Genomic DNA, 21612 nt, shown 5'->3' with positions numbered 1-21612 from the left:
AGCGAACGTCACTCCAACGACGCGATGCAACTCGACCACGGAGCCACCACGATGACCCGCCGCACACAGGACAACACGAAGGCCCTCGACGCCTTCCTCGCCGCCAAGTTCGAGATCGACGCGATGCTGGAACGCCTCGCTGCTCTCAGCGCGGACCACTTCGAGGTCCACCCCGACGAGATCCACTGGGGCCATGTCGGCACCCTGAACCACTACAGCGCCAGACTGCGGGAGATCACCGACATGGCGTTCCGCGAAGGCGAACACGCCGAGTAGCGCCAGCCTCTCCGAAGCCTGCCCGCCGCGAGGCGGGCTTGGGGTCGTAGAAGGGCCGCGATGGGCGCGGCCCCGACCATGGAGACGACCCCGATGACCCAGCTTTCCGACACTCAAGCCGTGATCCTCAGCGCTGCTGCTCAGCGCGACGACGGCAACGTCCTGCCGCTGCCCGGTTCCCTGCGCGGAGGCGCCGCCGTCAAGGTGGTGGGCGTGCTTCTCTCTCGCGGACTGGTCGCGGAAACGGTGACCGACAGGCGCACGAAGGCCGACGCCGCGCTCAACCGCATCTGGCGCAACGACGAGAACGGTTGCGCCATCCTCCTGCACATTACCGACGCTGGTCTCGCCGCCATCGGCATCGAGCCGGAGGGGCCCGACACCGCGCTCACGGACGCCAACGAAACGCCGCGCGCGGACGCCCCGGAGGATACCCCGCGTGAGAGCGATCCCGCGCCCAAGGCGCGCACGCGGCGCGAGGGCACCAAGCAGGCAAGCCTGATCGCCATGCTGCGCGCGCCGGAAGGCGCGACCATCGAGGAGATCATGACCGCGACCGGCTGGCAGTCGCACACGGTGCGCGGCGCGATGGCCGGGGCGCTGAAGAAGAAGCTGGGACTGACCGTCACCTCCGAGAAGGTGGCGGATCGCGGTCGCGTCTATCACATCGCCGACTGAAGGGGCACCATGACTTCTGATCATTTCCAGCGTCCGGCGAAACTCCCCATCCAGATCATCGGGCCGACTACGCTGAAGAAGGCGCGCGACGCCTATCGAGCACGATGGGGCCGTTCATGGCCTGAAAGCGATAGCTACCTTGCGATCCTGATCATCGAAGCCAAGGAACTCGAGGGTATCGCCCCAAGTTCAAAGGCCAAGCCCGACAAGATTCGTGAGATAACGCTCGAACTGATGCGCGCTGATCACGAATTCTGAATGGGACAATGCAAGTGGTGAAGCCGCCGCCTTTCGGGGCGGCGGTTTACGTTCCGGCACAACCATGATACGCGCGTTCCCGCGAAAATCACCCCGACTTCGATCCTCATCGCTGGTTCCTCATTCGCGGCCCTCCGGACCGCAGGCATTCGTATGTCTGCAAATCCCGGAGGACGAATGATGAACTACAAGCGAAAGAAATCCCGAACCAGGAGTCGTAGCACCGGCGCGTTCCCGAACGGAACGCCGTCGCACTGGAACATCCTGTTCCACAGCCGTCCGCGCCGCCGCCGCAGCGCCCGGACGATCACTCGGCTGCTGCACGGTGCCGATCCCGATACGCTGATCTGGGATCTCGGCAACCACAAGCCGCACAAATACTACTGGTGATGCCATGACCGATGTTTCCACCGATCACGGCACGGTCCTGCCGCCGGGCTCGTCTGCCCTCGTCGTCTCTGCCGAGGGCGAATTGTCCTTCTATCTGCCCGACAATCCGCCGGATGCACCGGTCCCGCGGCTGGTCCAGCTTCTCGTGGCCGTGCTGATGCGGAGCGAGGACGAGGACTGGGTGGAGGAGATGCTCAGCATCTTCGAGGATCAGTCCCGGAACTGACCGCCGACTCGGATCGCCTCGAAAAACCTCCGCAGCAGGAAGCTGCGCAGAATCGAGACGACGGTGAAGATCGCCCCGATCGCCAGCGCGTCGTCGAGACGCGCGGGCAGACCGAACCACGGGAAAACCATCAGCTGGGTCACAACCGCGACGCCATAGCCGACGGCCACGTTGGCGCTGGCTTCGACCAGCGACATGAGGCGCGACTGCCTCATGCCGGCGCACCTTTACCCATCGGCCAGCAATTCAGCTGCGAGAGTTCTGAGCGCATGCGCTGCAACCAGCGGGACCACTCCGTTGCCACAGAGGCGAAGCCGGTCCACCCGGTGGGCCAGCCCATCAGCGCCTCGACGAACAGCGGGTTCAAGGTCCGGCGCGTCTCGCAGGAACCGCTCCCAGCCATCGGCGTCACCAGGACCTGGCGGCCAAGCAGGCCGTTCACCGGCGTGTTCGCCAACGTCGTCGCCCCATCCTTGTGGTCGCGCGCCGTCGGCGTCATCCATATCCCCGCCGCATGGGTCAGGTCGGCCGTCCGGCGGTTGCCGGCACTCGGCTTGCACCCATCGTTCGCCATCGGCGTCGGCCAATCCCGCGCCATGCGGTCCAGGCCCTTCTCGTCCTTTCGGTCGCCGCCCCGGCTGCGAAAACTGTCGGTCTGCGGCGTCGGCCATATCGCCGCCGTCGTCGCAAGGTTCATCCCGTGCTGACCCGCTTCCTGCGAGGGCTTCGTCTGCCGGTTCTCGTTGGCGCTGGCGCGGGGCGTCGGCCAGAGCTGCAGCAATTCGGTCCGGTTGCCGCCACTCGACCGGGTTCCAGAGCAGGCGCGCGGGGTTGGCCAGTTCGTCTCCCTCGCGGATGGCGAGGATGAAAAGCCGCTCACGCTTATGGGGCGCGCCGACTTCCGCCGCCGTGAAGAGGCCTGCCGCAAGGCGGTAGCCCATGCCGACCAGTCCGCTGGCGACTTCGGGGAAGCCGAGGCGGAGATGATGGGCGACGTTCTCGAGGAAGACGAAGGGCGGCTCGACCTCGCCGATGATCCGGGCGACATGTGGCCAGAGGTGGCGCGGATCGTCAACGCCCCGGCGCTTGCCCGCGACGGAGAACGGCTGGCACGGATAGCCCGCAGTGACGATGTCCACCGCGCCGCGCCACGGGCGGCCGTCGAAGGTTCCAACGTCGTCCCAGACAACAGCCTGATCCAGGGACGTGTCTTCCATCCGCGCCACGAGAGTGGCTGCGGCGTAGGTTTCCCGTTCGACATGGCCCACAGCACGATATCCGGGGATGGCGATGGTGAGGCCGAGGTCGAGACCGCCCGCGCCGGAGCAGAGGGACAGGCCGAACAGGCATGCGTCTGCGGTTCCGGAAGCGCATCCGGAGGAAGGTAGAGCCAGGTCATGCATTGCCTCAGCGCGGCTTTTCTGCCAGCTCGGCGAAGGTCTGGCCCGTACCGTCGAGCACTGCCATCTGTCCGGTGAACTGCTGCCACCGGGACACAGCAACATCGACGTAGGCGGGGTTGAGCTCGATCCCGAGGCAGACACGCCCCGTCGTTTCCGCCGCGATCAATGTGGTGCCTGAGCCCATGAACGGCTCGTAGATGGCCTGACCGGGGCTCGAGTTGTTGAGGATCGGCCGGCGCATGCATTCGACGGGCTTTTGCGTGCCGTGCACCGTGTCGGCATCCTGATCCTTGTTGGCTATCTGCCACAGCGTCGTCTGCTTGCGATCCCCGGCCCAGTGGCCCTTGCCGGTCTTCCTGACCGCATACCAGCAGGGCTCGTGCTGCCAGTGGTAGTCGCCGCGGCTCAGCACCAGCCGGTCCTTCGCCCAGATGATCTGCGACCGGACGGTGAAGTCGGAAGCCTTCAGGCTTTCGGCCACGGTTGCCGCATGCAGGGCCCCATGCCAGACATAGGCGACATCGCCAGGGAACAGCGCCCAAGCCTCGCGCCAGTCGGCACGGTCGTCATTCAGCACCTTGCCGGTACGCCGGGTCGTCGCGGCTCCGGCCTTGTTACGCCATGCTGGATCGTATTCCACGCCATAAGGCGGATCGGTGACCATCAGGAGTGGCTTCACTCTCCCGAGCAGCCGCTCGACGTCCGTTGCCACTGTGCTGTCACCGCAGAGCAGCCGATGATTACCCAGCACCCAGAGATCGCCCGGCCGGCTGATTGGGTCTTCGGGCGTCTCGGGAACATCGTCTTCGCCTTCCTGTGGGCCGGTGCCGTCCTCATCTATGCCGCTGAGGAGCTGATCGAGCTCCGTGTCGTCGAAGCCGACCAGCGACAGGTCGAAATCTTCGGCCAGCAACTCGTTCAGTTCGGCAGAGAGCAGCGCCTCGTCCCAGGTGCCGAGTTCGGTCAGCTTGTTGTCCGCGATGCGGTAGGCCCGGCGCTGCGCCTCGGTCAGGTGACCGAGCACGATCACCGGCGCCTCCGTCAGCCCGAGCTGCGTCGCGGCCAGCACGCGCCCGTGGCCGGCGATCAGTTCGCCGTCCTCCGCCACGAGGCAGGGCACGGTCCAGCCAAACTCGGCCATGCTGGCGGCGATCCTGACGACCTGGTCCGCCCCATGCACCTTCGCGTTCTTCGCGTAGGGATGGAGCCTGGCCAACGGCCACATCTCGATCCGCTCGGGAGCGAAGCTCAGCGTCATGGCCAGGTGGTTTCCGTCGTGTGGGTGGATTACCGGCTGGCTTCCGGACACTGGATGCCGCGCTGGACTCCACGCGGGGTCCAGCAACGTCCGGGCTATCAGGACGGAAAGTCAGCGTTCATTGGGATCTGCGCGGGGTTCGGCTGGATCCGGCTTCCGGGTGGCTTCCCAAAAATCCGGCCCTGTCGCTGGCGATGCGCCGCGCTTCGCCCGCCAGCATACGGTTTTCGCGAGGAAGGACCCGCGAATTCGCCTGACGTGCCGGCTTTGGCGCGAGGCGCATCAATGCAAAGGGGAGAGCGGGCCCTTCGGCGCACTCTCCCCATCTTGTCCTTCGGATAGCACGATCATGTTGCAGATGTCGAAGGGAAAAGTGTTGCAACACATTGGAGTCACTGCGCATTCAGCCGCGCCGCGATCTTTGTGAGCGCGAGCTGCCAGCGCCGCCATGCGGTGGTGCGGTCGCAGCCGAGCTCGCCGCTGATCTGCTTCCACGGCACGCGGGCGGCGCGGGACCAGACCAGCTTCCGTTCGGCTTCCTCGATCCAGAGCACCCAGTCGAAGGTCTGCTCGAGCCGCGTGATCGCCGCGGCCGACGGTCGGATGCGCATCGGCTCGGGTTCCATGAAGGCGATCTCGCGACTCGTCCGGACGATCTCCGGCCAGGTGTTGAAATAGCCCTGCACCTTCACCGGCGGCAGCTTGCGCAGGGTGCGGAACGCCTCCTCGAAATGGTCGGCGACGTCGTCGGCGGCCCAGATGCGGTCAGCCATGGCGTGCCTCCCTTTCCGTGGGGCGCGGGCCGTAGAGCTTCTCGCCCAGCTGCCGGACCAGTTCACGCTCGGGCCATGTCAGCCGGTCATCATCGGCGGAGACCGCAAGGACACCCTGTTCCTGCCAGCCCTCGCGCTTGACCTGCTCGGGATCCCGGCGTTCGCCGCCGTAGCCTTTGGGATGCCACCTCATGCGACCCCTCCGTTCGTCTCGATCGCCCAGAGCAGGATCGCGATGGCGTCCGCCTCGTTGTCGTCGACGGGGCTGAAACCGCGGGCGCGGACGGCGGCGATCATCGTGGCCTTGTCGGCATTGCCCCTGGCCGTCGCGTGGCGCTTGATCGTACCGACCGGGACGCCCTCGTAGGGCACGCCCCGCAGTTCGGCCCATGCGGTCAGCGTCGCCATGAGCCCGCCGTAGATGTGGCTCGCGTCGGTGCCTGCATGGCGGCGGACCTCCTCGAACCAGATCGCCGCGATGGGCCCGGACAGCCGATCGATCTCGGTCAGCCAGTTGGTGAAGCGCAGGTAGCGCATGCCGCCGCCATCGAAGCGGCCGGGGCGCAGCGAGACGGTGCCGCTGGTGATCAGACCGTCGCGGCCACGCAGCGCCCAGCCGGTCGAGGTGCCGAGGTCGAGCGCAAGGATGCAGCGGTTGCGGGGCGTGGCGAGCGGCAGCGATTCAAACCTTGCGCCGTCGGAATTCGGGATCAGAGTCGGCTGAGCCATGATGGGCCTCCTTTGCCGGTGGCTTGTGGTGGTGGAAGACGACGGCGGTCTGGTGCTTGGCGGTACGGGGCCGCCGTCGTCGGATCGGGTGTCAGAAGCCATGGGCGGAGGCGCGCGAGGCCCCGCGACGTATGGGGGCGAGGCCAACCCTGACGGGTGGCCGCCCCATACGTAGTATGGGGGCTTCCCTATCAGTCCTCCGAGCGACGCAAGCGTCTGTGAAAAAAGGAATTTTCGCCGTTTCGGAGGACGAACAAGGAGGACGTGGTTGTTCGTCCTCGTCCTCCGCAAACCATTGACTTTGTTGGCTGAGGACAAAGTGAGGACGAGGACCGACAACTTCGTCCTGAGGACGAGGAAGATTTCGGAGAGGACGAAGTCAGTCATCGAGCCCCTCCGGGTAGACCCAGATGGCGGGGTTCTCGACCTGCAGGCAGGCTCCCGTGCTGGCGCATTTATAGTGGCTCGGCAGCACCGGCTGGCCTTCGCCAAGAACCTCACCGGTATCGGGATCGATCTGGGTTTCCGTCCCGAAGCGCATGGCTTCGACGACGAGATAGCCGAAGCGGGAGCGCACTACGGCCATGCCGAAGGGGCGGCCATCACGCAGGAACTTGATCTGCCCCTTCGTCGTCAGCACGCCGATCCGGTCGCGGATCGTGTACTTGCTGCCCAGACCCGCCTTGTTCTCGAAGGCCTCACCGAACTGCGTGGTGGTGTAGAACCGCCCGGCCGCCGCTTCCTCGTGCAGGATCGTGAGGATCACGTCTCCCTTGCGGAGCCGCTCAGCATCGAGCTTCGCTCCCGCCTCCTTGCGCACCAGGCGCTCGTTCATCGGGTTCAGCTCGACCCATTCGCCCTTCACCTTGTCGATCAGCTTTCCCGGCAGCGCAGGTCCGTTGCGCAGCTCGATTTCGAGCCTGCGGATGGTGCTGTCCTCGTCGGGAAGGTGCATCAACAGGCCGGTGGTGTAGAAACCGCGCAGCGCGCTGGCACCGGAAAGGGCCAGAAAGGGATCGTCCTTGACCTGTTGCCTGGTGGCCTTGCGCGTGTGGTGGGCGAGGATGACGCCCGCTTCCGGATTGATCGCCTCGCGCAGGGACTCCACCCGGTCCTTCAGGAAGAACATCATGGCGGCGTTGTCGTTCTCGCCGCCGCCGTCGGGGCCGCCGTCGAAGAGGTTGCGGATCGGATCGATGACGATGATGTCGGGCGGCGCATCCGGAAATGCGGCCCGGATCGCTTCGGCGACACGGGCGACGCCTTCAGCGTCGAGAAGGAGCTTCAGCTTCGGCGTGGCGATGAAGGTGTCGCGCGCGGCGGCGATCACGGCGGCGGGCAGCGCGATCTGCTGCATGCGCTCGCGCAGATAGTGATACTGGATCTCGGCCTGGAGATAGAACACGCGCAGCGGACGGGGCGGCGTGAAGCCGAGGAACGGCACGCCCGCCGCCATGTGTACGAGCCAAGAGATCAGGAAGTCGCTCTTGCCGACCTTGGGCGCGCCGCCCAGCACCAGTAGCCCGCCCGGCGTCAGCAAGCGCGGCCCGATGATGTCCTCGGGCATCGGACTTGTGTCGTCGAGGAGAGCGCCGAGGCTGAAGGTCGGCAACGGACTGGCCGGGACGTCGGTCCGTGCCGCGCGCAGAAGCGGCGGGCCGTTGCGCTTCACATGCAGCGCCCAGAGCCGTTCGGCCTCGGCCTGCAGCCGATCGAGCGGCCAGGAGGGGCGCAGCATCGCGGCGTTGTAGCCGCAGATCGCCTCCCAGCCCGCGAAGGGATCGAGGCGACCCTCGTGCACCAGGCGGATGTAATGGCCGATGGCGGCGCTCGCCCCCTGGAACCGCGACCAGTCGTCGACCGCGCCTTCGCGCACCGGCGTGGTAAGCACCGCGTCGATGCCGGGCTTGGTCGCCGGGGCGGACAGATCGCTTGCGAGGCCGACGCCGGGCAGCGGCGGCATCTCGGCGACCCGCTCGGCGAAATCCGCAAGATCGACCTCGACCGCGCGGTGTTCGCGGATCTGCACGAGACGCTGGTGGCCGCCCTTGTGATAGACCGTGCCCGGCACCCGGATCGGCTGATGGGCCGAGCGGAAATGCGTGTCGCCGCCGACCTTCACGGCGATCTCGCCGCGAAGGCGGCAGAGGGTGGCCAGGTCCTCGCCCTCGGCAGGCTCGGTCAGTTTCCACCAGACATGGAGCTTCGCCGCACCCTCGGGCGTGCGCCCGCCGCTCTCAATGATCAGCGTCGGCGCGCCGAGGTGGCGGGTGACATGGTCGAGCTTGGCCGGAATGTCGCCGGCATCGAGATCGACGACGATGGCCTGCATCTGCAGCACGTCGGCTGCGCGGGCCTGGCCCTGTTCGGCGACGGTGCCGGGGATGACATAGACCGCCGTCCCCTCGCGGTTCGCCCATGCGGCGAAGGTCGCGAGCTTCTCGGGTGCGGTGTCGTCGGCCGGGATCCAGATGTTGTGCGGCTTGCCGTCCCGGCCCTGACCCTTGTCGACGAAGCCGCGGAGCGGGATCAGCCCCTCGCACCAGCTGAATACGGTGTCGAGGAAGATCGCGATCTGCTCGGGCTCGGGATCGCAGCCGAACGGATTCTCGGCCGGTGGTCTGTCGTTGAAGTCCATCCACGGGTTGAAGTGCAGGATGCCGTCGTCGCTCACCGCTCCAGCCTCCAGCAGCGCTCGGCCCACGGGCAGAAGCGGCATTCGAAGAAGTCGCGATTGGCGGCGATGCGCGGCAGCAACTCGCCCGCGTCGGTCGCCTGCAGGATCCGCACGCCGCGGTCGGACATGCGCTGCGCGAGATCGGCATCGAACGGGACCAGTTCGTGATGAAGCTCGGCGGTGTCCTTGTTGATCGCGGTGAACACTGCGGGCGCGGCCGAGAGGCCGGGGACCGTCCCTTCCATGTAGGCCTGGTAGAGCGCGATTTGGGCGGCGTAGACCGGCTTCGACTTCGTCACGCCGTCCTTGACGCAGGCGCGCCAGTTCTTCGCGTTCATGGTCTTGCATTCCCAGAGCGCGGGAACGGCGAGACCGAAGCCCTCGGGTCCGGTGGCGATGATGCCATCGACATGGCCACGGATGCGCCCGCCCGCGGCGGAGAAGCCGAACTGGCCGCCATCGGACCGGTTGCCCTTGCGGGTGTAGAGATCGAAGCCCGCCCTCCGCAGCCAGGTGACGGCGAGATCCTCGAGCGCATGGCCGATGGCGAAGATGCGCAGCGCCTGGCCGGTAAACTCCTGGCCATCGTCCATCGGCGTCGCGGTGAACTCGAACTGCAGGGCGCGCTCGCAGGCATGGCCGAGGCGCGAGCCGCCGAGATAGTCGCGCGGCGGCTGTATCGCCTGATCGGCGGTCAGCGCCTGATCGACGGCGGCGTTGACCCGGTCGGCGAAGCCGGGGCGGTGGTTGAAATCCAGCATCAGAACGGCACCTCCGGTGTCTGTGCCCGGGCGATGTCGGACATGGCCTCGCGGAAGCCCTCGACGGCCTCCTCGATCAGCGCGCGCACCTGTGCCTCGGTCAGATCGGCGAGCGGGATCGCCCAGCCGATCTCGTCCATCAGCAGCGCCACACGTTTCATCGTGGCGGTGATGGCGGCGCGTTCCTCCTCGGTCAGGTCAACCATGGCGACACGCCCCCGCGCCAAGCGCGTCCAGAAACCCTGGCAGGACATGGAGCAGAACCAGACCGAGGGCCGGGGCCGTTTCGACCGGAACGGATCGGACCAGCCAAAACCACGGGTGGGTTGCCGGCAGACAGCACAGAGCGTTCCACGCGGATGCCAGAGTCGCCGCCGGTCCTCGGCCGTGATGGAAGTGAAAGGGGTCATGGATCATGCCGCCCTCCGTTCGGGAGCGGCCGCCGCGTCGATCAGCTGACGGACGGCGCGCTTGTTGAAGCCGAAGGTCATCAGCGCCGAGGCGCGATAGCGCGTCAGGCCGAAGTCGTGTCGGCACTCGGGCGGCAGGTATTGCAGCTGCTTTTCGGTCGGCGGCTGGCGTAGCCAGGAGCGGGTCTTGAAGGCGCTCTCGTCGCTCTCGTGGGTGTTGAGCCAGTCGTCCGCCTGCGCGAGGCAGACGGTGCGCTCGCCTACGCCCAGCAGTCGCGGGCGTTCACCCTTCGCCCCGCCGATCGCGTACCAGACCCCGTCCAGCCAGAAGATGCCGCCCCAGGCCGTGAAGCCGGTGGCCATCAGCGCATCGTCCGTGCCGAAGAGATCGACCCATGCGAAGCTCGACCGCTTCAGGAGGTCGATCTCGGTCATCATGAAGCCGGAGAGCGGCGCGGCGGCCCCGCCTTCGCCCGCGTCGGGTTCTTCGCGCGGGAGCGCCTCGCCGCAGATCGGGCACTCGGTGACGGCGAGCGGAATCTCCGCCTCGCAGGCAGGGCAGATCTTCGTCGGCGCCTCGCCGGTCTCGGTCTTGCCGTCGAGATCGACATCCTGTTCCAGCGTGCCGTGGATCAGGCTCGAGGTGCCGAAGTCGAGGACGATGCAGTCCGTCTTGACGATACCGGGGTGTTCCTCGGGATCGACGGTGCGCAGGCCGCGCCCGACCATCTGGATCATGGTGGACTTGTAGGAGCTGGGGCGCAGCAGCACGACGCAGGAAGTGGGCGGGTGATCCCAGCCCTCGGTCAGCACGGCCACGTTGACGACGACGCGGATGTCGCCCGCCGCGTAGCCAGCGAGGAGCGCCTTGCGGGTCTCGGCCGCCAGATCGCCATGGATCAGCGCGGCGGAAACGCCTGCCGCCTTGAATGCTTCGGTGACGTGTTCGGCATGCGCGACGGTGGAGCAGAACACCACGGTCTGCCGGTCGCCCGCCTTCTCCTTCCAGTGCCGGATCACTTCATCGGTGACAGGGGCGCGGTCCATGATGCCCGCCACCTCGGCCATGTCGAAATCCGACATGGTCTTGCGCACGGAACGCAACTCGTCCTGCACGCCCACATCGATGACGAAGGTGCGCGGCGGCACGAGATGGCCCGAGGAAATCAGTTCGCCCAGCCGGACCTGGTCGGCGACATTGTCGAAGACCTCGCGCAGGCCCTTCCTGTCGCCCCGGTTCGGCGTCGCCGTGACCCCGAAGATGCGGGCGTCGGGATTGGCTTCGCGCACGCGGTCGATGATGCGACGGTAACTGTCGGCGACGGCATGATGCGCCTCGTCGATGACCAGCAGATCGAGGCGCGGCATGTCCGCGAGGTTCGAGGCCCGCGCCAGCGTCGGCACCATGGCGAAGGCGACCTGGCCGCCCCAGGACTTCTCCGTGGCGTCGATGACCGAGGTGGCAACGCCCGGCACGACGCGCCGGAACTTGGCGCGGTTCTGCGCCGTCAACTCGTCGCGATGCGCCAGCACGCAGGCCCTGGCGCCGCCGCCGATCATCTCGCCGGTGACCGCCGAGAGCATGATGGTCTTGCCCGCGCCGGTGGGCGCCACGCCCAGCGTGTTGCCGCGGGAGGCGAGCGCAGCCACGCTGCGCTCGACGAAGGTCTTCTGGCGGGGGCGCAGGCGCATGACCGTCCCCCCCTTACTGTGCCCAGCTCGGCCGGCTGGCGATGCCGGGGGCGGAAGCGGGCTGGCCAGACTGGGACGCCGCAGTGGACTGCTGCGGAGCGTGGCCCTGCGCCGGGGCGGCGGCGAACTGCGGCGCGACCGCGCCCATCAATGCGGCATAGTCGCGGTGATCGGGCGTGACCGCGGCGCGGATCTCGTTCTTGTCCTCGCCGTTGGTGTCCTGACCGATGTCGATGCGGGCGACAAACTCGATCCCGTCGAGATCGCCGAAGCCGTTGATGCGGCGGCGGGCCTGCGCTTCGGGCGAGTTGTCCTTGTCGGACACGCCGCGCGCCGAGTTGAGGATACCGCGGATCAGTCCGCGACCCATGTTGGCCCAGTCCGGACCCTTCGGGCTGTAGAGGCCGATCAGCGACCAGATCTTGCGCCGGGCATAGGGTCCTTCGAGAACGGTGTATTCGGCGTCGAGATAGACGGCGCCGGTGGTGGCACGACGCGCCCAGCCGCCGGTCCAGCCCTGCGAGGGGTCGTCGAAGCCGCCGGGACGCAGCGTCAGGCGCACCTTGGCGAGTGTGCCCTTCGGAATGACGTTGGTGTTCGATTGCGCGGAGTTGAAGTCGTTCCAGGGTCCGGACATGGCGCGGCTCCTTTCAGTTCTGGAGGGTGGATTGAGTGGGGGATGCCGCCTCGGCCGCGGGATCGGCCGGGATCACCGGCGGCCAGGACAGGCGCTCGGACGCCGGGCGCGCGGGGCGCTGGATCTTCTCCATGAGGCGGCCGAGATGCGGGGGTTCGACGAGATCGAGGCGGCCCGAGCGATCCTTGGCCGGATAGAGCCAGAGGTTCAGCGTCTGGCAGACGAAGGCGCGCTGCGGCTGACCTTCCGGGTCCGGGATGTCGGCCATGGTGATGACCTGGTCGACGATCCCCGGCAGCTCGAGCCCGGTCTTCGATCCGTCGATCTGCGGCTGGAAGACCTTGCGGTTGAAGTCGTCGAGCTTCTCGTCGAGGATCCCGACGAACCAGACATGCTTGCCGCGCGTGTGCTGCAGATGGGTCAGCCAGGCGATCATCTCGCGGCCGTGCAGCCCGTAGGCGCCGCGGATGTCGGGCTTGCCGGTCTTTTCCGACGTGGCCTCGGGCTGCCCGCGGCACCATTGGAAGCAGAGCCGCCCCGCCACGGTGATCGAGTCGATGAAGACGGTCTCGTATTTCCCGATCACCGCTGGATCGCCGTAGCGGCCGCAGACCTCGTCGAAATGCGCCTGGCTGTAGGGCTGGTCCTCGCGCAACGCCGGGTTCGGGCCGCCGATGAACACCGCGAAATCGCGGCATTCCTTCCAGGTGCGGGGCCTCAGCGTGTCGATCTCCAGCCCCTCGACCGCCAGATCGCCGGCCTCGAGATCGATGAAGAGCGTGGTCGAGGCATTCAGCGTCCAGAGCAGCGACGTCTTGCCGATGCCCGACCGGCCGAAGATGACACCCTTGATCCCCTTGCGCTGCGCGAGGCGCTCGTCGGCGCCGATGATGGGAAGGGCCATCACTTGCCTCCCGTCTCGGCGATCAGCGCGTCGATCGCGATGTCCGAGCCGAGCGCGCCGGCCTTGCGCGCCTCGTCGTGAACGGTGCGCAGCGCATCGATCTCGCGATAGAGCGCGGATGCCCGCTCGTTCAGGCCGAGGAGAGCGAAGGCCAGATCGTCGACCGTCGCGGTCTCGAACGGCTTGACGGTTTCATCGCGGCGGTTGCCAAGGGCGGGGATCCGGACGGTCTCGGGCAGCTTGTCGAGGCCGTAATGGCGCTCGCGCAGCTGGCCCAACTTGTTCGGGACGGTCATTTCGTCACCTCGTCGTTCAGGGAGAAGCGGAAACGCGGCTTACCGGTCCGGATCGTGCGCGCGCCCTCGAAGGCCGTGCGGATATGCGCGGGCCAGGCGGAATACTTGCGCTCGGCAACATCGAAGGAGATGTCGACGTATTCGGCGGGATCCCCGCCATCAGCCTTGATGCGCTCGACGAGCGCCGCGAGCTTCGTCTGGTCCCAATCGACGCGCTTGGGCAGGTCGGCGATGACGATCACTGCGCCGTCCTCGAAGCGGATCGTGCCGGTATCCTTGCCCTCGGCCCGGCGAGCTTCCGTCGCCCGGTCGCCGTATTTCAGAGCGATGGCCCCATCGAGCCAGTCGCAGAGGGTTTTCGCTGCGCGCAGCTGCCCGGCGGCTTCGTCATGCAACGACGCGAGCTGTTCGGACGACAACGCCGCGATTTCGCGGATCTGCATGGTGCGCAGGTCGTCGAGCGTGAGGTGGTTGGGGGTCATCGTGTCCGCCTCCCTCACGCCGACATCGGGCGCTGGGGCTCGGCTTCCGACCCGCGGACCTGTTCGGCCTCAAAGGCTTCGACGTCCTCGAGGCGGTAGATGACCCGGCCACCGAGTTTGATGAATTTCGGGCCTTCGCCTGTCCACCGCCAACGCTCCAGCGTGCGGTGGGAAATGTTCCAGCGAGCTGCCAGCTCGATCTGCGACAGGTGCCTGAGCGCCATCTGAACCTCCTTCGGGTTTGTTCGAAAACCTGCGGGGGTGAAGATCGCAGAGGGGCTGGTAGGGCTTCGGAAGGGCAGCGGTAGGGGAAACGGTAGGTGCCCCGGAAATGCGAAAAGGCCGCCCTTCCGGACGGCCTTATTCATGAAATCCAATGGCTTGGATCAGACCTCGATCCAGCAGTTCCCTTCCGATTGTCGGATGAACTTCTGCCAGTCGTCTCGCCCGCTGAACGCTTTCGACAGGCTGTTCGTCTTGTCCGAGAACCCGGCCTCCGCGAGTGTCACGGTGACACGCAGCACTGGTTTCCCCGCCCAATAGGCGTCGAACAGCTGCTCGAGGAGCTTGCGATGCTTGTCGCCGCGAAATTCGAACGTCTCGTCTCTGAGCCAGACGGTACCGAAGTCGTCGGAATGGTCGATCGGGTATCGCCGTTGCGCCTGTTCTGGATAAACCCGCGCGGCAAGAACCCTCGGAGATATCGCCAACCGATCCGGGGTCTCCAACACGTCCTCGACCGCCACCAGGGCATGCCGTCGGTCCGGTGCCGCAGGCAGACGGTCACCGCGGGTCGAGGTGAGAATGATGCGCCTCTCGGTTGACGGCCGACGACCCACAAGGACGCCGACCTGAGACCAGACGTGAGGATCGCCAAGGCGGCGGCCGAACCAGACGGGCACCGGCGTCCTGGCCCCGGCCATCCTGATCGAACCGATGTCCCAGAGATGGTCGGGGATCAGCGGGGTCATCTTCGCGGATCCTTGCCGCTCGAACGGCATGAGCATTGCAGCGAACATGCGAGCGTGATCGACCTGATAGGCAGAGATCGCGTTTTCCTCGATTTCGATCCAGCGCCCCACGCTGTTGAGATATCCGAACGCCTTGCGCTCGGGCGACCAGACTGCGGGGATTGGTTCGTCTTCGTGGGCATCCGTCGCCGCGACGACGAGAACCTGTCCGTGCGCCGCCAGCAGACCGGAAGCGAGCAGTGCTTCTGCCGCTCGCGGAAAGTACTCGGTGAGCGTGGCGCCCGCGATCTGTGTGCCGCGAGCTTCCAGCACTTTGAACAGCAGGTTGATGGCGGCCTTATTCAACGAGGTCGCCGACATCGCTGTCATCCTTCAGGATACCCCATCGCCGCAGGTACTTCTCGCCGATCAGGCGCTCCTGCGGCGTCATGTCCTTGAGGTTGCAACCATGCGGCATGGTGACGGTGAGCGTCAGGGATTTGCCGCGACCACCGTCGGGTCCGGGCCGAAACTTGATGGTGAAACGTGCACGGGTGATCAGCCACTCCGGAGCCTCGCCGAGGAGCCCCGGTGCGTGCAAGCTCCCGGACCCGCCACCGAGATCCAGCCCGATCCGGTGGTTGGCCATCTCCCAGATCGTGCGTTCGGCGCCCGACATCGATTCCAGCGTGACACGCTCCTTGGGATCGCCGAGATCCATGAAGCGCAACTCCTTCACCGTGACGCCCTTGATCCCGTCTGCCGCGTCGGTCGGGAAATCGAACGGCTTCAGCAGGACGCCCAGGTCGTACTCGCGAAGAGGGATGTGCTTCTCGGCGAACTCGATACCGAGCAGATCCCGCGCCATGAACCGGGTCAGGTCCACCCGATCCTCGCGCGTGTTGGCGACGACCTCGATCACGCCCGTGGCCGCTTCGTAGGTCAGCGCCGCTTCGAAGACCGGCCGCACGATGCGCCGGGCCAGCTTGCTGTTGGCATCGAAGCCCAGCATGTCCTCGGGGCGCCCCTCGCGATAGATCGCCACCTGAACGAGTTCGCACTCCTGGTCATCGAGGATGACACGGTGCCGGTCGAAGATGTCCACATGGACATTCGGAGTCTCGAACCGTTCCCGGATCGCCGTGGTGAAAGCCGCCACCGAGATGGGATCCTTCCGGACCGAGCGGCCCTTCTCGACCTCGAAGCCATTCCACGAGCGCCCGCGGCGGCGTTCATCGTTGTAGCGAACCTCCTCGGCGAGACGGAACCGGTCATTCTCATTCAGGAACACCCAGAGCGAACGGTTGTTCGCTCCCTCGAGCGTGTCGAACGTCGCCCGGTCGACCACTACATTCTGGAGCGCGGTCTGACCGGGCTCATTGGCCAATGCCGCGACGCGGCCCGCATCGAGGATGACGCGCTGGCGCTCATCCTCGTTCATGGCATCCACCGCCTTGATCAAAGGCTCGACGACCTCCGCCTCGGGCTTCGTCCAATCGACGGGCGGCAGCGAGGTGAATGCGCATGCGGTGAAGTAGTCCTGCAGGCGAGTTACCGGGGTCTTGCGGAAGAAGGAGGCGATCGACGTCATGGGAGGCCCTTTCCTGGCCAGAGGAGGAGAGAATCGGCGCGCAGCGATACGCTATCGTTCGATATATATCGAACATCACCGGCTGTCTACTTGCGCGAACCGTTTTTGTTCGGCATACCGAACACGCCATTCCATCCATGAAGGCATGCAAGGAAGATCAGATGACCACGTCCCTCGGCGCCAAGATCAAGCGCCATCGGCAGGAAAAGGGCTACTCCCTCGACAAGCTCGCCGACCTGACGGACTCCAGCAAGAGCTACATATGGGAGCTCGAAAACCGCGACACACGAAAACCATCGGCGGAAAAGCTGACCCGCATCGCGCAGGCCCTGTCCGTCACCACCGACTATCTCCTCGATGACAGCGCCGAACCGGGTGACGAAGTGCTGAAGGAAGCCTTCTTTCGCAGGTTCAGCAAGCTGACCACCGAGGATCAGGAAAAGATCAGTCAGATGATCGATCTCTGGGGGAAGAAGGATTGAGCTTCCCGACGACCCCGCAAGGCTGGGCGATCCGCCTCACGCAATTGATCTCCGCCGTCCATCAGGCCCATGGCCTGCCGCGCTTCCCGATCGACGTGGCAACGGTCGCCAAGGACTTTTCGCAGCAGGTTTTCCCGGACGCACCGATCACCATGGTGGAGGGAACCGCGCTGTCGAAGGGCGTCGAGGGCATGTTGCTGCCACATCCGAACGGCTCGGGCGAATGGGGGATCGTCTACAATGACGCGATCAGGTCGCCCGGCCGGCGGAATTTCACGCTGGCCCATGAGCTCGGCCACTATCTGCTGCACCGCCACGCTCATCCCCGCGGACTTCAGTGCTCGAGCCGCAACATGGCCGACTGGAGCGCCGAGCGCGGTACCATCGAGGCGGAGGCCAACACCTTCGCGTCCTACCTTCTGATGCCGCTCGACGATTTCCGAGCGCAAATCAGGGGGCGGGACGTCGACATCGACACCATGACCGAGCTTGCCGATCGTTACGCGGTATCGCTCACCGCCGCGATCCTCAAATGGCTCACCATCACCGACAAGCGGGCGATGATCGTCGTCAGCAAGGACGGCTTCATCGACTGGGCGTGGTCCAGCGGCCCGCTCATCCGGTCTCGGATCTACTACGCTGCCCGCCAGACCGTGATCGCATTGCCGGCCGGGTCGCTGGCGGCGCGGGAAGTCGATGCGGATACCGGGCGGCACGGTGTCCTGCACGCGCCAGGCGTATGGCTCGGCACCGAACCGGTCCGGGAGATGACGGTGTTTTCTCCGAGCAACGAGATGGCGATCTCCCTGCTGCTCTATCCCGACCATGCACCATCGAGATGGGAAATGGCCGATCTCGATGAGGAAGCAGCGCCCGATACCTACGACAGGTTCATGGGCGGGCGCGCAGACTGATTCGTCGGGCTCGCTGATTGCTCCGCTCGTTGGGATGATTCTCGCGCGATCCATGTCGCGCAGATTTTCGCGGGCGTGCGAAGCAGGGCTGAATGTCCACAATATATTGAAATACTTGTGTTTTTATGATTTCGCGATACGGTTTTGGTAGCATCCAGATCGCGAACCATCACCATGTCCAGCCATTTCGACAGCCCGCTCGCGGGCGCCAATCCCCTGAGTCCGGAGCGCATGTCGCCTGGGGACCGACTCGCCGAGATCGGCCGGATTCTGGCCGCTGGCGTAGTTCGGCTTGAGACAGGGAAGGCAAGTTCTTTATCTGCCGACCCCGGAGACTGTTTTGTGGACTTCCGCCCCCGAAAGAGCGGTGCTCGTCGCGGAAAACGCATCCGCATCGGAGGGATTCATGAAGCATGACAAGAGGATGATGGCGCAAGTCCCCGGCAAGAATGCCGAGGTCGACCGAACGGTGCTCGCCCGGCTGACCGCGCTGAAGGCCAAATCGGTCAAGGAGCTGAAGGCAGATTGGCAGACTCTGTTTGGCGGCGCGGCTCCGAACAACAGCCGTGCCTTTCTCGAACTGCGCATCGGACATCGGATCCAGGAGCTGGCCTACGGCGGCCCCGACCGTGACACCAGGCGAATGCTCGATCTGTTGGCGGACGAGATCGAAGGCATCGGACGCGGCAAGAACCAGATCGTCGATCCGCGCAATCCGGTCGTGGGAACCCGCCTCGTTCGTGAATGGAACGGGACCGAGCACACCGTGACGGTCATGAACGACGGGTTCGAATGGCAGGGCCGAAGGTTCCGCTCTCTTTCTGCCGTGGCTCGGGAGATCACCGGTACCCGCTGGAATGGTTACCGCTTCTTCGGCCTGCGTGAGCGGGAGGGTGCCTGATGGAGGGCATGGTCAACCCGAAACGCCGCCTCCGTTGCGCCATCTACACCCGGAAGTCGAGCGAGGAAGGGCTCGACATGGAATTCAACAGCCTCGATGCCCAGCGCGAATCCTGCGAGGCCTATGTCGCCAGCCAGAGGTCGGAGGGCTGGGCCACGATCCGAGAGCGATATGACGACGGCGGCTTCTCCGGTGGCACCCTCGACCGCCCGGCGCTGAAACGGCTGCTCGCCGACATCGAGGACGGGCTTGTCGACGTCGTGGTCGTTTACAAGATCGACCGGCTCTCGCGCTCGCTGATGGATTTCTCGAAGTTGGTCGAGGTGTTCGACCGGAACGAAGTGACGTTCATGAGCGTCACCCAGTCATTCAACACCACCACGTCCATGGGGCGGCTCACGCTGAACATCCTGCTCAGCTTCGCCCAGTTCGAGCGCGAGGTGATCGGCGAGCGGATCCGCGACAAGGTGGCCGCGTCCCGGAAGCGCGGGATCTGGATGGGCGGCTACGTGCCGTTCGGCTACGATGTTCAGGATCGCAAGCTGGTGGTCAACGCGGCCGAGGCTGCCGCGGTGCGCCGCATCTTCGAACGCTTCGTCGAACTCGGCTCGGCGACGACGCTGGCCCGTGAACTGCGTGCGCAGGGGTTCCGAAACAAGCAGGGGACGCTGGTCGACAAGGGCTATCTCTACCGTTTGCTGAATAACCGCGTGTATCGAGGTGAAGCCGCCCACAAGGGGAAAGCATATCCCGGCGAGCATGAAGCCATCATCGATGCCGAGCTCTGGAACCGCGTCCACGCCATTTTGCAGGAGAGCCCGCGCAAGCGCGCAAACAACAGCCGGATGCAGATGCCCGCACTGCTCAAGGGCCTGATCTTCAGCGAAACTGGCGCAGCCATGACGCCGACTGCCACGCGCAAGGGAACCAAGCTCTACCGCTACTATGTCTCGATGGATGTGATCCGGAACCGCGAGGATAGCGAATCCGATGTGCCGTCGCGCCTTCCGGCAGGCATGATCGAAGACGCAGTGGTGACGGAAGTCCGTCGTATCGTGCAGACGCCCGAGGTGGTGACGAAGGTTCTCGACGCCTTGCGGCAGGGCGGCCTGCAGGTTCGAGAAGCTGAGGTCATTGCTGCGTTGAACGATTTCGACGCGCTCTGGAACCAGCTCTTTCCTGCGGAACAGGCGCGGATCATCCAGTTGCTCGTCCGGCGCGTCACCGTGACCGCTGACGGGCTCGCGGTCGATGTCCGGGCCGAGGGAATCGGTGGAGTCATCCGCGAGATGATCGCACCCGCTCGCATGGAGGCTGCTGAGTAATGACACAAGCCAATGACACGATCAGGGTGCTGATCCCGCTGAAGGTGCGAAAGAAGAACGGGCGGCCGAAGCTCCTGCCGCCGGTGGACTATCGCCCGAGCGAGGACCGTACTCCCGATCCTCACGTCCTGCGCGCGATCGGCCGGGCGTGGAACTGGCGCCGCCGCATGGAAGCCGGAGAGTTCGCCACCGTCCATGATCTCGCCAAGACTGTCGGTCTGGCAGAGCGGCATGTCAGTCGCCAGTTGCGATTGGCCTATCTGTCGCCCACGGTCCTCAAACGCCTGACCTGCGGCCGGGAGTCTCCGGCGGTCAGCCTCATATCCCTCGTGGAAGCAACTGCCGCACCGTGGCCGGAGCAGGCAAAGAAGGTATTCGGCTGATCGTCAGTGAAAGCTCGCCTGAAACGTCGTCGCGGTCAGAGCGACATGGGCATCGAGCGGCGGGTGGAGTTCGAACGCCTTCGGCTCGCGCGAGAAGTTCCAGAGCCGGAACAGGCGCCATTCCGACCGGCGTTCCTCGGCCACGGCCAGTTCATTGCGGGTGATCAGGAACGGCGTGCGCTCCCATCCGTTCGTCGTCTTCACCTCGATCAGGCGAGACAGCCCATCCGGTGCAAAGCTCTCGATATCATAACCTGCGCCGTCACCATCCTCTTCCGACACCCAGCGTACCTTCCGCGCCAGATCCTCCCGCCCCACGGCCTGAAGCGAAGCCCGCTCATGCGCCAGCACACGTTCTTCGCCTGCGCGACCGAGAGCGCGGTTGCGCTCGTCTCGGCCCGCAACATCGAATTTGCGGGCGATGTGCAGCATCTGCTCGAGCTCTTGCGGCGGTGGCTGGTTGGACAGCGTGGGCGGTGGGCCGATCCAGAGCTGCGCGGCCTCCTGTAGACCGGTGACCGGACGCAGGCCCGGCATCCGGCCGAGCCAGTCGGGATGGAACGCGAGCCAGCGCGCCACCGCATCGACCAGCGTCATCTGGAAATTAAACGCTGGTTTGTAGCCGGGGATCCAGTCCTCGCCGAGCCCCTTCAGCACCGCACTGATGTTCTGGTGCTTGAACTCGACCGATCCTTCCGAACGATCGTTGAGCAGCGGCAGGAGCGTCCGGCGATGCTCCGTTTTGCTGTAACGGCGCCCGGCGATGTCATCGGCCAGCATCGCGAAGTAATCCGCGACGATCAGGTCGTTCTCTTCATCCGTCCAAGGCCCGTTTGACATTGCGCCAGGCTAGAGGGGAGAAGTCCTTTTGTCATCAGAGACTTCCGATGCGCAGCCAACGGTCTGCCCGTCTGAACGCGCACATCCGCGCATCGAGCCGCAGAGCTTCGCCGCCCCCGAGTGTCTCCGCGCGTCAGCCTGGCGCTCATATCCGCGACAACGCGCCAGCATGAGTGCTTGCTCAATTGACTGAAAACCCGATGAATTTCGATGCCGCCCTGATTTTCCGGCAGGGCGCTCGAAGAGAGACACGGGCCGTTCAGAGACCAATATCGGCCGTGGCAGCAGTCTCCGCAGGGCGGACCCAGCCGCCAAACTCCTTTGAGATAAAAAGAAAAAAGCCCCGCACTGGGACCTCATGGCAGGTTCGCAACTT

The 21612-nt window shown here is 65.6% G+C and carries 28 protein-coding genes and 1 pseudogene; 10 read left to right on the top strand and 19 right to left on the bottom strand.

Annotated elements, in window-relative coordinates:
- Positions 1–51 precede the first annotated feature (51 nt).
- The 5 genes from ACK4E3_RS03075 (at position 52) to ACK4E3_RS03055 (ending at position 1828) form a co-directional block, all read left to right on the top strand.
- A complete protein-coding gene (locus ACK4E3_RS03075) occupies positions 52–276 on the top strand; it encodes a hypothetical protein (protein ID WP_409696192.1) in 225 nt (74 codons plus the stop codon).
- Between the two features lie 60 nt (positions 277–336).
- Entirely contained in the window at positions 337–954 is a 618-nt protein-coding gene (locus ACK4E3_RS03070; protein WP_409696189.1) for a DUF3489 domain-containing protein, read from the top strand.
- A gap of 9 nt (positions 955–963) precedes the next feature.
- Positions 964–1212, top strand: coding sequence for a hypothetical protein (locus tag ACK4E3_RS03065; protein ID WP_409696186.1), 249 nt, complete (start codon positions 964–966; stop codon positions 1210–1212).
- Positions 1213–1389: 177 nt separating this feature from the next.
- Entirely contained in the window at positions 1390–1602 is a 213-nt protein-coding gene (locus ACK4E3_RS03060; protein WP_203318420.1) for a hypothetical protein, read from the top strand.
- Positions 1603–1606: 4 nt separating this feature from the next.
- A complete protein-coding gene (locus tag ACK4E3_RS03055; RefSeq protein ID WP_409696183.1) occupies positions 1607–1828 on the top strand; it encodes a hypothetical protein in 222 nt (73 codons plus the stop codon).
- Here ACK4E3_RS03055 and ACK4E3_RS03050 read toward each other — a convergent pair.
- The 18 genes and pseudogenes from ACK4E3_RS03050 to ACK4E3_RS02965 all read right to left on the bottom strand — a co-directional run bounded on the left by ACK4E3_RS03050 (position 1813) and on the right by ACK4E3_RS02965 (position 16391).
- Positions 1813–2025: a hypothetical protein gene (locus tag ACK4E3_RS03050; RefSeq protein ID WP_409696180.1), complete on the bottom strand. Its 213-nt coding sequence runs from the start codon at positions 2023–2025 to the stop codon at positions 1813–1815. The two genes, ACK4E3_RS03055 and ACK4E3_RS03050, sit on opposite strands and share 16 nt — an antisense overlap.
- A gap of 14 nt (positions 2026–2039) precedes the next feature.
- Positions 2040–2525, bottom strand: a complete 486-nt coding sequence (locus tag ACK4E3_RS03045; protein ID WP_409701288.1) for a hypothetical protein — start codon at positions 2523–2525, stop codon at positions 2040–2042.
- A 196-nt stretch (positions 2526–2721) separates the two neighbouring features.
- Positions 2722–3231: pseudogene (locus ACK4E3_RS03040) on the bottom strand (DNA cytosine methyltransferase); the annotation flags it as partial.
- Between the two features lie 4 nt (positions 3232–3235).
- Entirely contained in the window at positions 3236–4489 is a 1254-nt protein-coding gene (locus ACK4E3_RS03035) for a site-specific DNA-methyltransferase (RefSeq protein WP_209736353.1), read from the bottom strand.
- A gap of 392 nt (positions 4490–4881) precedes the next feature.
- Positions 4882–5262 (bottom strand): DUF6362 family protein, encoded by a 381-nt coding sequence (locus tag ACK4E3_RS03030; protein ID WP_409696177.1) that lies wholly within the window; start codon positions 5260–5262, stop codon positions 4882–4884.
- Positions 5255–5455: a hypothetical protein gene (locus ACK4E3_RS03025; RefSeq protein WP_409696174.1), complete on the bottom strand. Its 201-nt coding sequence runs from the start codon at positions 5453–5455 to the stop codon at positions 5255–5257. The genes ACK4E3_RS03030 and ACK4E3_RS03025 overlap by 8 nt, the downstream gene beginning before the upstream one ends.
- Entirely contained in the window at positions 5452–5991 is a 540-nt protein-coding gene (locus tag ACK4E3_RS03020) for a crossover junction endodeoxyribonuclease RuvC (RefSeq protein WP_409696171.1), read from the bottom strand. Before ACK4E3_RS03020 ends, ACK4E3_RS03025 begins: the two co-directional genes overlap by 4 nt.
- A gap of 379 nt (positions 5992–6370) precedes the next feature.
- On the bottom strand, positions 6371–8665 hold the full coding sequence (locus ACK4E3_RS03015) for an AAA family ATPase (protein ID WP_409696168.1): 2295 nt from the start codon (positions 8663–8665) through the stop codon (positions 6371–6373).
- A complete protein-coding gene (locus ACK4E3_RS03010; RefSeq protein ID WP_409696165.1) occupies positions 8662–9429 on the bottom strand; it encodes a hypothetical protein in 768 nt (255 codons plus the stop codon). Before ACK4E3_RS03010 ends, ACK4E3_RS03015 begins: the two co-directional genes overlap by 4 nt.
- Positions 9429–9635, bottom strand: coding sequence for a DUF6511 domain-containing protein (locus ACK4E3_RS03005; protein ID WP_409696162.1), 207 nt, complete (start codon positions 9633–9635; stop codon positions 9429–9431). The genes ACK4E3_RS03010 and ACK4E3_RS03005 overlap by 1 nt, the downstream gene beginning before the upstream one ends.
- Positions 9636–9842: 207 nt before the next feature.
- Positions 9843–11531, bottom strand: a complete 1689-nt coding sequence (locus tag ACK4E3_RS03000; protein WP_409696159.1) for a DEAD/DEAH box helicase family protein — start codon at positions 11529–11531, stop codon at positions 9843–9845.
- Positions 11532–11544: 13 nt separating this feature from the next.
- Positions 11545–12168, bottom strand: a complete 624-nt coding sequence (locus ACK4E3_RS02995; protein WP_409696155.1) for a hypothetical protein — start codon at positions 12166–12168, stop codon at positions 11545–11547.
- 13 nt (positions 12169–12181) lie between these two features.
- On the bottom strand, positions 12182–13072 hold the full coding sequence (locus ACK4E3_RS02990) for an ATP-binding protein (protein WP_409696153.1): 891 nt from the start codon (positions 13070–13072) through the stop codon (positions 12182–12184).
- On the bottom strand, positions 13072–13368 hold the full coding sequence (locus ACK4E3_RS02985; protein WP_409696150.1) for a hypothetical protein: 297 nt from the start codon (positions 13366–13368) through the stop codon (positions 13072–13074). The genes ACK4E3_RS02990 and ACK4E3_RS02985 overlap by 1 nt, the downstream gene beginning before the upstream one ends.
- Positions 13365–13850, bottom strand: coding sequence for a hypothetical protein (locus ACK4E3_RS02980; protein ID WP_409696147.1), 486 nt, complete (start codon positions 13848–13850; stop codon positions 13365–13367). Before ACK4E3_RS02980 ends, ACK4E3_RS02985 begins: the two co-directional genes overlap by 4 nt.
- A gap of 14 nt (positions 13851–13864) precedes the next feature.
- Positions 13865–14074 (bottom strand): helix-turn-helix transcriptional regulator, encoded by a 210-nt coding sequence (locus ACK4E3_RS02975; protein ID WP_306412641.1) that lies wholly within the window; start codon positions 14072–14074, stop codon positions 13865–13867.
- 162 nt (positions 14075–14236) lie between these two features.
- A complete protein-coding gene (locus ACK4E3_RS02970; protein ID WP_409696143.1) occupies positions 14237–15181 on the bottom strand; it encodes a hypothetical protein in 945 nt (314 codons plus the stop codon).
- The gene (locus tag ACK4E3_RS02965; RefSeq protein WP_409696140.1) at positions 15159–16391 is read right to left on the bottom strand and encodes a hypothetical protein; all 1233 of its coding nucleotides are present in this window, start codon (positions 16389–16391) and stop codon (positions 15159–15161) included. The genes ACK4E3_RS02970 and ACK4E3_RS02965 overlap by 23 nt, the downstream gene beginning before the upstream one ends.
- Positions 16392–16552: 161 nt before the next feature.
- Between ACK4E3_RS02965 and ACK4E3_RS02960 the strand changes: the two genes are divergently transcribed.
- From ACK4E3_RS02960 to ACK4E3_RS02940, 5 genes are all read left to right on the top strand, one after another.
- Positions 16553–16873, top strand: coding sequence for a helix-turn-helix domain-containing protein (locus ACK4E3_RS02960; protein ID WP_306412644.1), 321 nt, complete (start codon positions 16553–16555; stop codon positions 16871–16873).
- Positions 16870–17787, top strand: a complete 918-nt coding sequence (locus ACK4E3_RS02955) for an ImmA/IrrE family metallo-endopeptidase (RefSeq protein ID WP_409696136.1) — start codon at positions 16870–16872, stop codon at positions 17785–17787. Before ACK4E3_RS02960 ends, ACK4E3_RS02955 begins: the two co-directional genes overlap by 4 nt.
- Before the next feature lie 406 nt (positions 17788–18193).
- Positions 18194–18688: a DUF2924 domain-containing protein gene (locus ACK4E3_RS02950; RefSeq protein ID WP_409696133.1), complete on the top strand. Its 495-nt coding sequence runs from the start codon at positions 18194–18196 to the stop codon at positions 18686–18688.
- Positions 18688–20013 carry a recombinase family protein gene (locus tag ACK4E3_RS02945; RefSeq protein WP_409696130.1) on the top strand — a complete coding sequence of 442 codons (1326 nt, stop codon included), beginning with the start codon at positions 18688–18690 and terminating at the stop codon, positions 20011–20013. Before ACK4E3_RS02950 ends, ACK4E3_RS02945 begins: the two co-directional genes overlap by 1 nt.
- Entirely contained in the window at positions 20013–20396 is a 384-nt protein-coding gene (locus tag ACK4E3_RS02940) for a hypothetical protein (protein WP_409696127.1), read from the top strand. Before ACK4E3_RS02945 ends, ACK4E3_RS02940 begins: the two co-directional genes overlap by 1 nt.
- 3 nt (positions 20397–20399) lie before the next feature.
- Here ACK4E3_RS02940 and ACK4E3_RS02935 read toward each other — a convergent pair whose 3' ends face one another.
- Positions 20400–21236, bottom strand: a complete 837-nt coding sequence (locus ACK4E3_RS02935) for a DUF3883 domain-containing protein (protein ID WP_409696124.1) — start codon at positions 21234–21236, stop codon at positions 20400–20402.
- Between the last annotated feature and the right edge of the window lie 376 nt (positions 21237–21612).

This window comes from Brevundimonas sp., assembly GCF_046299595.1.
Lineage (GTDB): Bacteria > Pseudomonadota > Alphaproteobacteria > Caulobacterales > Caulobacteraceae > Brevundimonas.
This window is presented reverse-complemented; position numbering and strand designations above follow the sequence as displayed.

Bases quoted from the DNA above. Each gene is read 5' to 3' on its own strand.
- ACK4E3_RS03075 (WP_409696192.1), top strand. From the start codon at position 52: ATGACCCGCCGCACACAGGACAACACGAAGGCCCTCGACGCCTTCCTC.
- ACK4E3_RS03070 (WP_409696189.1), top strand. From the start codon at position 337: ATGGGCGCGGCCCCGACCATGGAGACGACCCCGATGACCCAGCTTTCC.
- ACK4E3_RS03065 (WP_409696186.1), top strand. From the start codon at position 964: ATGACTTCTGATCATTTCCAGCGTCCGGCGAAACTCCCCATCCAGATC.
- ACK4E3_RS03060 (WP_203318420.1), top strand. From the start codon at position 1,390: ATGATGAACTACAAGCGAAAGAAATCCCGAACCAGGAGTCGTAGCACC.
- ACK4E3_RS03055 (WP_409696183.1), top strand. From the start codon at position 1,607: ATGACCGATGTTTCCACCGATCACGGCACGGTCCTGCCGCCGGGCTCG.
- ACK4E3_RS03050 (WP_409696180.1), bottom strand. From the start codon at position 2,025: ATGTCGCTGGTCGAAGCCAGCGCCAACGTGGCCGTCGGCTATGGCGTC.
- ACK4E3_RS03045 (WP_409701288.1), bottom strand. From the start codon at position 2,525: ATGAACCTTGCGACGACGGCGGCGATATGGCCGACGCCGCAGACCGAC.
- ACK4E3_RS03035 (WP_209736353.1), bottom strand. From the start codon at position 4,489: ATGACGCTGAGCTTCGCTCCCGAGCGGATCGAGATGTGGCCGTTGGCC.
- ACK4E3_RS03030 (WP_409696177.1), bottom strand. From the start codon at position 5,262: ATGGCTGACCGCATCTGGGCCGCCGACGACGTCGCCGACCATTTCGAG.
- ACK4E3_RS03025 (WP_409696174.1), bottom strand. From the start codon at position 5,455: ATGAGGTGGCATCCCAAAGGCTACGGCGGCGAACGCCGGGATCCCGAG.
- ACK4E3_RS03020 (WP_409696171.1), bottom strand. From the start codon at position 5,991: ATGGCTCAGCCGACTCTGATCCCGAATTCCGACGGCGCAAGGTTTGAA.
- ACK4E3_RS03010 (WP_409696165.1), bottom strand. From the start codon at position 9,429: ATGCTGGATTTCAACCACCGCCCCGGCTTCGCCGACCGGGTCAACGCC.
- ACK4E3_RS03005 (WP_409696162.1), bottom strand. From the start codon at position 9,635: ATGGTTGACCTGACCGAGGAGGAACGCGCCGCCATCACCGCCACGATG.
- ACK4E3_RS03000 (WP_409696159.1), bottom strand. From the start codon at position 11,531: ATGCGCCTGCGCCCCCGCCAGAAGACCTTCGTCGAGCGCAGCGTGGCT.
- ACK4E3_RS02995 (WP_409696155.1), bottom strand. From the start codon at position 12,168: ATGTCCGGACCCTGGAACGACTTCAACTCCGCGCAATCGAACACCAAC.
- ACK4E3_RS02990 (WP_409696153.1), bottom strand. From the start codon at position 13,072: ATGGCCCTTCCCATCATCGGCGCCGACGAGCGCCTCGCGCAGCGCAAG.
- ACK4E3_RS02985 (WP_409696150.1), bottom strand. From the start codon at position 13,368: ATGACCGTCCCGAACAAGTTGGGCCAGCTGCGCGAGCGCCATTACGGC.
- ACK4E3_RS02980 (WP_409696147.1), bottom strand. From the start codon at position 13,850: ATGACCCCCAACCACCTCACGCTCGACGACCTGCGCACCATGCAGATC.
- ACK4E3_RS02975 (WP_306412641.1), bottom strand. From the start codon at position 14,074: ATGGCGCTCAGGCACCTGTCGCAGATCGAGCTGGCAGCTCGCTGGAAC.
- ACK4E3_RS02970 (WP_409696143.1), bottom strand. From the start codon at position 15,181: ATGTCGGCGACCTCGTTGAATAAGGCCGCCATCAACCTGCTGTTCAAA.
- ACK4E3_RS02965 (WP_409696140.1), bottom strand. From the start codon at position 16,391: ATGACGTCGATCGCCTCCTTCTTCCGCAAGACCCCGGTAACTCGCCTG.
- ACK4E3_RS02960 (WP_306412644.1), top strand. From the start codon at position 16,553: ATGACCACGTCCCTCGGCGCCAAGATCAAGCGCCATCGGCAGGAAAAG.
- ACK4E3_RS02950 (WP_409696133.1), top strand. From the start codon at position 18,194: ATGAAGCATGACAAGAGGATGATGGCGCAAGTCCCCGGCAAGAATGCC.
- ACK4E3_RS02945 (WP_409696130.1), top strand. From the start codon at position 18,688: ATGGAGGGCATGGTCAACCCGAAACGCCGCCTCCGTTGCGCCATCTAC.
- ACK4E3_RS02940 (WP_409696127.1), top strand. From the start codon at position 20,013: ATGACACAAGCCAATGACACGATCAGGGTGCTGATCCCGCTGAAGGTG.
- ACK4E3_RS02935 (WP_409696124.1), bottom strand. From the start codon at position 21,236: ATGTCAAACGGGCCTTGGACGGATGAAGAGAACGACCTGATCGTCGCG.